The sequence below is a fragment of the Streptomyces sp. NRRL B-24085 genome, from assembly GCF_001282115.1.
In the GTDB taxonomy this organism is placed as follows: domain Bacteria; phylum Actinomycetota; class Actinomycetes; order Streptomycetales; family Streptomycetaceae; genus Streptomyces.
Window position 1 is genome coordinate 1 of record NZ_LJBR01000419.1, and the last position, 7,828, is coordinate 7,828.

At 72.1% G+C, this 7,828-nt stretch carries 7 protein-coding genes; 2 read left to right on the forward strand and 5 right to left on the reverse strand.

Annotation, left to right across the window (positions count from 1 at the left end; all coding sequences use genetic code 11):
• Together AOJ26_RS35270 and AOJ26_RS35275 are read right to left on the reverse strand one after the other, a co-directional pair.
• Positions 1-2,223: nitrate- and nitrite sensing domain-containing protein (locus tag AOJ26_RS35270; RefSeq protein WP_053852440.1), on the reverse strand; the 2,223-nt coding region annotated here is incomplete at its 3' end.
• 71 nt (positions 2,224-2,294) lie between these two features.
• Positions 2,295-3,305, reverse strand: a complete 1,011-nt coding sequence (locus tag AOJ26_RS35275) for a substrate-binding domain-containing protein (RefSeq protein ID WP_053852441.1) — start codon at positions 3,303-3,305, stop codon at positions 2,295-2,297.
• A gap of 237 nt (positions 3,306-3,542) precedes the next feature.
• Between AOJ26_RS35275 and AOJ26_RS35280 the strand changes: the two genes are divergently transcribed.
• Positions 3,543-4,274: a peptidase E gene (locus AOJ26_RS35280; protein ID WP_053852442.1), complete on the forward strand. Its 732-nt coding sequence runs from the start codon at positions 3,543-3,545 to the stop codon at positions 4,272-4,274.
• An 81-nt stretch (positions 4,275-4,355) separates the two neighbouring features.
• On the opposite strand, the gene AOJ26_RS35285 is transcribed toward AOJ26_RS35280, so the two are convergent.
• Both AOJ26_RS35285 and AOJ26_RS35290 read right to left on the reverse strand, forming a co-directional pair.
• On the reverse strand, positions 4,356-4,877 hold the full coding sequence (locus AOJ26_RS35285; protein WP_053852443.1) for a DUF6114 domain-containing protein: 522 nt from the start codon (positions 4,875-4,877) through the stop codon (positions 4,356-4,358).
• A complete protein-coding gene (locus tag AOJ26_RS35290) occupies positions 4,877-5,542 on the reverse strand; it encodes a DUF6230 family protein (RefSeq protein ID WP_053852444.1) in 666 nt (221 codons plus the stop codon). Before AOJ26_RS35290 ends, AOJ26_RS35285 begins: the two co-directional genes overlap by 1 nt.
• A gap of 663 nt (positions 5,543-6,205) precedes the next feature.
• Here AOJ26_RS35290 and AOJ26_RS35295 point away from each other — a divergent pair.
• The gene (locus AOJ26_RS35295; protein ID WP_053852445.1) at positions 6,206-6,868 is read left to right on the forward strand and encodes a hypothetical protein; all 663 of its coding nucleotides are present in this window, start codon (positions 6,206-6,208) and stop codon (positions 6,866-6,868) included.
• Between the two features lie 18 nt (positions 6,869-6,886).
• Here AOJ26_RS35295 and AOJ26_RS35300 read toward each other — a convergent pair whose 3' ends face one another.
• Positions 6,887-7,825, reverse strand: coding sequence for a lytic polysaccharide monooxygenase (locus AOJ26_RS35300; protein WP_063790369.1), 939 nt, complete (start codon positions 7,823-7,825; stop codon positions 6,887-6,889).
• Positions 7,826-7,828: the final 3 nt, after the last annotated feature.

The window sequence follows — 7,828 nt, forward strand, 5'->3', positions numbered from 1 at the left end:
TCGGGCGCCGGGGGGAGGGGGCCGGCGTCCGGGCATCCCGGCCGCCGACCTGACGCCGGCCGCCGGCTTCGCGTCGGACACCGGGTCCGTGCCGGGCGCCGGCTCAGCGGCGGCGGCGGGCTCCTCCCGGTTCACCGACTCGGCCGCGGACACCGACTCCGCCTCGGTGGCCGACTCCGTCTCGGTCTCCGTCTCGGTGGCCGACTCCGTCGTGCCTTCCGTACCGGCCGAGGCCCCGGCCGTCGCCCCCGCGGTCGGCGCCGTCGCCGCCCCGTCCCGGCCCGCCGTCCCGTGCTCCTCGTCCCGTACGACGATCTCGTGCGGGATCAGGACGATCGCCGTGGTTCCGCCGTACGGCGAGGAGCGCAGGGTCACCTGGATGCCGTGGCGGTCGGCGAGGCGGGCGACGACGAACATGCCCAGGCGCAGATCGTCCGCGAGGGCGACCACGTCGAACTTGGGGGCCTCGGCCAGGTGGGCGTTGAAGGCGGCGTACTCGTCCTCCGACATGCCGAGGCCCCGGTCCTCGACCTCCACCGCCAGCCCCTTGGCGACCAGGGCCGCCCGCACGGCGACGGGACTCGGCGCGGGGGAGTACAGCGTGGCGTTCTCGATCAGTTCGGCCAGCAGGTGGATCACGTCGGCGACCGCGGGCGGGGCCAGGCAGACCTCCTCCTCGGTGCGCACCTGCACCCGGTGGTACTCGGCGACCTCGCCCACCGCACTGCGCAGGATGTCGACCAGCGCGACCGGCTCGGTCCAGCTGCGCCGGGGCCGGCCGCCGCTGATGATGACCAGGTTCTCCTCGTAGCGCCGCAACTGGCTGGCCGTGGAGTCGAGTTCGTACAGTCCCGCCAGGACGTCCGGGTCCTGGTGCTCGCGCTCCAGCGTGTCCAGCTTGCTGAGCTGGAGGTTGACCAGGTTCTGGCTCTGCCGGGCGATGCCGAGGATCACCTTCTGGAACCCCCGCCGGGTGTCGGCGAGTTCGACGGCGGTCACGACGGCCGTCCGCTGTGCCGCGTTGAACGCCTGGGCGACCTGCCCCAGTTCGTCCGAGCCGTAGTCCAGCTCCGGTGCGGCCCGGTCCACATCGACCGTGTCGCCCCGCTCCAGCCGTGCGACCACGTCCGGCAGCCGCTCCTGGGCGAGGCCCAGCGTGGCCTCCCTGAGGCCCCGCAGCCGCCGGGACAGCGAGCGGGTGATCCGCCAGGAAATGACGAGGCAGACCAGCAGTGCGATCAGTCCGCCCGCGCTGGCCAGGGCCGCCGTCAGAAGCTGCTCGTGCGCCTTGTCCGCGCTCCGGGTCAGCAGTGCCGAGGTCTGCTGCCGGATCAGGTCGCTGTACCGGACGGAGACCCGCTGCATCGCGGCGGACCACCGCTTGCCGGCGTCCGGCAGGGCCACCCGCCCCGTGCCGGCGGCCGGCCGCGCGGCGAGGACCTGGTCCTCGACCGCCGTCATGGTCCGCCAGTCCGCGCTCCCCAGGATCCGCTCGGTCTGCGTCTTCGCGTCGCCGCTCAGCGCGGGCACGATCTGGTCCTCGACGAGCCACCGGCGGGTGTTCACCAGCTGCACGAAGTGCTCCCAGGCCTTCTCGTCGAGATGACCGGACGGCCAGGCCAGGGTGAGCGCCACATCCTCCTGGGAGGTCAGCTCCGCCGCGTGTTCGATCGCGACGAGCGGCCCCGCCTGCGAGGTGAGGTCGCCGTCGTCGACCTGCGAGAGCTGCTGGAAGGCGTGGATCTGGTCGTCGATGATCGACGTGTACTGGTCGAGGGCCTGCTCGGCGGTGATGTCGGTGGGGTGGTCCACCTGTTCGCGGTAGTACTCCAGGCTGCCCACCGAGCCGAGGACCGAGTAGAGCTGGTCGGCGATGCGCGCGGGTGCCTGCTGGATCTCCTCGGAGCGCCGCACGAGCTTGGCGACCGCCGCGTCGGTGGCCGCCCGCTTCTCGTCCAGGGCGGCCCGGGAACCGGGAACCCCGGCCAGCCAGGCGGCGGACAGCGCGCGTTCCCCCTGGAGCGCGAGCGTGGCCTCGGTTCCCATCGCGCCGGTCGACCTGCTCAGCTCGGTCTGCGAGCGCAGCCGTAGCCCTTCCGAGAACAACTGCGTGGTCGTCACGCCCCACATCGCGGCGAGCGTGACGCTCGGCACCAGCGCCAGCATGATGAGGGAGAGACGTATGGAGCCGAGGCGGCGGCGGGCGCCTTTCCGGTCGGGCATGGTCGTCCTTGGGCGGTCAGGGGAAGGGGGTTTTCCTGCGGTCGGTCTCCGCCGTGCTCAGCGCGGGACGGTCAACGGGTGCCCGCGGCGGCGAACTTCGCGACCGAGGCGACGTTCGTCCGGGTGACGAACGCGGGCCCGGTGAGCACCGGGGCCACACCGCCCCCGCTGACGTTGCCGTTGGTCCGGTACAGCCACAGCGAGTCCACGGCGAGGTAGCCCTGGAGGTACGGCTGCTGGTCCACCGCGAACTGCACGCTCCCGGCGCGGATCGCCTTGACCAGGTCGCTGTTGAGGTCGAAGGTGGCGACCCGGGCCCTGCTGCCCGCAGCCTTCACCGAGTCCACGGCGTCCAGCGCGAACTGCGCGCCGAGCGTGACGACCTCGTCGATGCCGGAGTCCTGCCGCAGCCTGGCGGTGAGCACGGTGTCCACGGCCTCGGGGTCGGTGCCCTCCACGTACACGTTCTCGGTCTCGCCGCCGAAGGTCTTCCGCACCCCGGCGCAGCGCGCCTCCAGGGCGACGTTGCCCCGCTCGTGGACGACGCACAGCACGTGCCTGGCCTTCAGGCCGTTCAGCTTCTCCCCGACGGCCGCGCCGGCCACGATCTCGTCCTGCCCGAAGTACTCCAGCAGTCCCTGCGACTTCCAGGCGTCGATACCGGAGTTGAGGCCCACCACCGGAATGCCGGCCGCCCGTGCCGCGGCCACCGGGGCCTTCATCGCGGCCGGCTTGGCCAGGGTCACGGCGATGCCGTCCACCCGGTCGCCGATCGCGTCGCGCACCAGCCGGGCCTGCCCCGCCGGATCGGAGTCGTCGGCGAAGGTCAGATCGACGCCGTCCTTGGCGGCGGCTGCCTCGGCGCCCTTCCGCACGCGCTCCCAGAAGGCGTCCCCCTCACCGCCGTGGGTGATCATGGCGAACCTCAGTCCGGAGGCGTCCGCTTCGCCCGCCGCGCCCGTGCCGGGCCGGGAGTCGTCGCCGGCGCCCGAGCAGCCGGCGAGCAGCAGGAGGGCGACGGAGAGGAGGGCGGCCACGCGCAGGGATCTGTGGGGAGTCCGAGGTGGGGGAGGAATGTTCATGGGGTGCGGCACCTCGCTGTGCGGCCTGGCAGGCGGAACGTGAAAGGGGACCGGAACGCGGGCGCGTGGCCGGTTTGAACCTTCACTGGCCAGGAGCCAACCGCGTGTGACCGCCGGTAGTCAAGTGATCAGCCCCTTGTAGTGACTTCTCGGTCCCGCATCGTAATGATCTTCAGGCCGGCGTTCGGGGGACCGCCACCGCCCCTGCTCGGGCGGCCGCTGCTTAGGATCATGCGCATGGCCGCAGAACCGACGATCGTCGCCACCTCCGGAGGACACCGCACGGGCGGCCGCACCATGGTGTCGTTCCACGCGCTGGTGCACCACGCCGTCGACCTCTCGGGCGCCCACGGCCGCAGGCCGCGCGTGATGTACGTCGGCACGGCCATCGGGGACGCCGAGCACTTCACGGCACGGATGCACGAGGCGGCACGGACGGCCGGCTTCGACCTCACGCCGCTCCAGCTCTTCCCCATGCCCAACCTCGACGACGTCGAGGGCACCGTCCTGGAGCAGGACGTGGTGTGGGTCATGGGCGGCTCGGTGGCCAACCTGCTCGCCGTGTGGCGGGTGCACGGCCTCGACCGGATCATGCGCAGGGCGTGGGAGTCCGGCGTGGTGCTCAGCGGGGTCAGCGCGGGCTCCCTGTGCTGGTTCCAGGGCGGTACCACCGACTCGTACGGCCCCGAACTCCGTCCGCTCACCGATGCGCTGGGCTTCCTGCCGTACGGCAACGGGGTGCACTACGACAGCGACCCGGGCCGCCGCCCGCTCGTCCACCGGCTCGTCGCGGACGGCACCCTGCCGGCCACCCACTGCACGGACGATGGCGTCGGACTGGTCTACCGCGGCACCGAACTCGTCGAGGCCGTGACCGAGGTGCCCGGGAAGGGCGCCTACGTCGTCACGCGCGACGGCGACTCGGCGGTCGAGGAACGCGTCGAACCGCGCAGGCTGCCCGGCGTGTGACGGGCGTGCCCGCGCGGTCCGGGCCCCGGGAGGGGGGAGGCGGATGCGCGATCCGGCCGCGGGGGCGGCCCGGGGCCGGGACTACTGGGCGGCCCTGGCGGCTCCGGTAGCCGTCACGGCCTGGGCCGTGTGGCTGTCGGTGCCGTCCTGTCCCGCCCCGGGCCCTTCCTGGGGTGCCCGCTGTGCCGCCCGGCGCCGCTCGCGTCGGCTCACCCGCGGCTCCTGGTCGGGCAGCCAGCCGAAGGTCAGGATGCTTCCCACGACCCCCAGCAGGAGGCCGACCATGAAGCCGCCCATGTTCGAGGTGACCCAGGTGCCCAGGGAGACCAGGACGCCGGTGATCGAGTAGAACAGGCGCTGGGCGGGGCTGAAGAGGATCAGCAGGCCCAGCAGCACCATCAGGGTCGGCAGGAGGTAGCCCGCCACCCCCTGCATCCCGACATGGATGACGACCTTCAGCGAGGCCTTCATCGTGAGCAGGATCCATGCCCCACCCAGGGTCAGCCACAGGCCGCCGAAGAAGGGGCGTCCGTTCACGAAGCGGGTGAACGCGTCCTGGCTGTCCGCGCTCCGCTGGGCCCCCACCGGCTCCTGGCCCTCCATCAGCAGGCCTTGCTGCTGAAACTGAGCTTGAGGCCGGGGAGCTTGAACACGCCTGCCGTGGTGGCGTAGTTGGTCTGCCGCAGGTCGCCGATGTGCACGGTGTCGGCCTGCTGGCTGAAGACGCCGATGGGGCCCTTCACGCCCGCCTTGGTGAGGGTGCTGGCGTCGTTGCCGATCTCGATGTTGTCGAAGCGTGCGTTGCCGGACAGCTCGGTCGAGTCCGTGGTCAGGTCGGTCGCCTGGACCTTGTCCTCGCCCCCGCCCGCCTCGATGCGCAGGTTGGTGCCGCCCAGGTCGACGCTCTGGCACAGCTTGGTGAGGGTCGCCTTCTTGATGGCCGAGGTCACGACCAGCACCTGGCCGCCGGTGTCACCGGCGTTCGGGCTGTTCTCCGCCATGTTGTCGAGGCCGCCGAACTGCTCGAACCCGGTGCCGTTGAGTTCCGTCGCGGTGACCGTGAAGGGCATGCCGGAGATGGCGAACTGGACGCCCAGAGCGCCCTCGGCGGTCAGGATCGCCATGCCCGCGGTGATCGCGACGGCCGGCACGGCCATGATCGCGGCCCGACGGCCCCGGACCCGCCCGCGTCTTACGGAACTGCCGGGGGCTTGGGGGGCGGAACCGCTTTCGGGAATCTCGGGGGTGGTGCCGACGGACGAGGCCATGTGCTGCTCCCAGGGGCATAGTCAACGCAAGTGGGGCTCACGTGCGGATGTGCGGCTTCAGTGGCTTGTTGTCCTGGCGCGGACAGCGGCTGCGGGGTACGTCTCCTCCCAACCCCCGGCGGCTGCAAGGGCTTTCACGTACTCCGCAGTAATGACACGGAAGTTACCGGCGGTTACGCCCGCGGGTCAAGCAAGTTGTGCGTAAAGGGTGGTGATTATGTGCCACCCGTGATCAACAACGTCGCCCCGATGACAAAAACACGCTGTTCGATGATCAACTCCCTTGCGACACCTTGACGTTGACGAACGATCAGGTCTACAACTCTCCCTGGCTTCCCCGGATCCGTGGCGCCGGATCCGAGCCGCCGGGCGGCATCTGCCCGCGTTCCCGGACCATCTGTCCCGCACGGGCTCCGCACCGCCCGAGTCCGACCCTCCACGGCACCCGAACCGGCCGTTTCCCCCTGGACCGCACCGGGCTCGCCATCTCCCGCCCGGTCCGGCCGGAGCCCTCCCCCATAGGGCCCGGCCGGTCACCGGCCTGATGCCGTTGCCGTTCCCGTCACGTACGGAGAAGGCGTGACGGGACCGGCAACGGCGGGACGCCGACGCGCGTCCGCGCCCCCCACACCCACCCTCACCTCAGGAAAGAGGCAATTCCCCATGCGTATGCGTTCTCTGCTCTCCCTCACCGCCGCTGCCGCCGCCTTCGCGCTTCCCGTGGCCGTGGCCGCCTCCGCGCCCGCCGCCGCGGCCGACGTCGCGGTCCTCACCACCGGCACGGTCGGCGGCGCCAACGTCGCCGAGGGCACGACCATCAGCGCCTCCCTGGCGAGCGGCACCACGGCGACCCTCTACTCCAGCTCGACCGGCACCAGCGGGATCACCTGCTCGGCGTCCACCTTCACCGCCACGGTCGGCAGCAACCCGACCGCTCCGGGCACCGCCACCGAGTCCCTGACCGGGCAGACCTTCAGCAACTGCACCTCGAACGTGGTCGGTGTCCTCGGCGTCACCAGCATCACGGTGAACAACCTGCCGTACTCCACCGCGGTCTCCTCCGACGGCACCGTCGCCGTGACCCCGGCGAGCGGTTCCGCCATCCAGACCACCGTCGTGCTGCGCACCCTGCTGGGCAGCGTGAGCTGCGTCTACCAGGCGGCGGCCGGGCTGTCCGGCACGGCGGACAACGCCGACAACAGCATCACCTTCGCCAACCAGCAGTTCAGCCGGACGTCCGGTTCCTCGCTGTGCCCCGCCAACGGTTTCTGGAGCGCCAAGTACAGCCCGGTGACCGCGGGCGGCGAGCCGGTCTACGTCAACTGACCACCGTAGAAAGGTAGTTCAGCGTCGGCGCAGATGAAGCGCCAGGGCGGCGCCCCCGGTGAGCACCAGCACCGCGGCGGCGCCGCCCGCCATCACGGGCGCGGACGGCCCCGAGCCGGGACGTGCGTCGGCCGCCACCGGAGTGGAGTCGGGCACGGCGCCGCCCGCCGACCGGGCCACGGACGGAGTCGGCGAGGATGCGGCGGACGACGTGGCCGGAGCCGGGCTCCGCGCCGGCTTCTTCTCCGCCGCCCGCGACCGGCTCGGCGAGGCGGCGGCACTCGCCCCGTCCCCGTCCCCGCCTCCGGCCTTGGCCGCCGCCGGGAACACCACGTCCGCGCACGAGTAGTAGGTGTCCGCCGTACTGCTGTTCTGCCAGATCGTGTACAGCACCTGCCGGCCCGTACGGTCCCTCGGCAGCGTCATCCTGATCCGGTACGCCCCGTCCGTCAGCGCCGGGTCCGTCACCCGGGCGAACGGCTGCTCCGGAAGATCGGACCAGGTCAGCGGCTTCGACGGGTCGTAGCCCGGCTTCGTGAGGTACATGCGGAACGTGCCGGTGTGCGGGATCGTCGAGACGTACTTCATGGTCAGGGTCGCGCCGGGGGACAGGCGGGTGGCCGGCCAGTCGGAGCGGGCCAGGTCGAGCCCCCGGTAGGCGGGCAGGCCGCCGCTGCACAGCTTGCCGTCGGGGATCGTCCGCCGGTCCCGGCCGTTCACGTTCGCGACCCTCAGGTTGTCCCACGCCGTGAAGGGCGAGCCGTTCGCCGACACGGCGGCCCGGCACGCCGCCGTGCCGGAGGACGCGCCGTCGGGGGAGCAGGCGAACACCCGGCTGACCGGGTCCGTGGGGGCGCCGTGGGCCTGCGCGGGCGCCGCCGCGAACACGGTCAGAAGGAACGGGGTCAGGGCGGCGGCGGCCGCCGCACTCGTACGACGGGCGGTTGTCCAGGGCATCCG